This window comes from Gilvimarinus gilvus (assembly GCF_030518155.1).
Taxonomy (GTDB): Bacteria; Pseudomonadota; Gammaproteobacteria; order Pseudomonadales; family Cellvibrionaceae; genus Gilvimarinus; species Gilvimarinus gilvus.
The window spans coordinates 1-305 of record NZ_JAULRU010000375.1 but is presented as its reverse complement, the minus strand read 5'-3'; the positions used below and the strand labels follow the sequence as shown (position 1 = coordinate 305).

Below are 305 nucleotides of genomic sequence, written 5' to 3'. Positions count from 1 at the left end.
AGCAGCTAACGCGCATTTTAATGGCCGTTTTGATGGTAATAAAGCCTATCTTTGTGGCCCTCCGCCGATGATTGATGCCGCTATTACGACGCTGATGCAAGGGCGATTGTTTGAGCGTGATATCCATATGGAACGTTTCGTTACTGCTGCAGATGGTGCTGAAGAGCAAAATAGGTCGGCACTCTTTAAAAAGATATAACGCTTTAAAGAAATCTCCAGGGTGATATTTCTAGCTGCACCTCGCTCAATATTAATAGTAAAAGCCGCAATCGCGGCTTTTACTATTTCTTAGCCAGATAGTTTAT

General features: G+C 43.0%; 1 pseudogene. It reads left to right on the top strand.

Features of this window, described 5'->3' with window-relative positions:
* Positions 1-199, top strand: a pseudogene (locus QWI17_RS06580) (phenol hydroxylase); the annotation flags it as partial.
* Between the last annotated feature and the right edge of the window lie 106 nt (positions 200-305).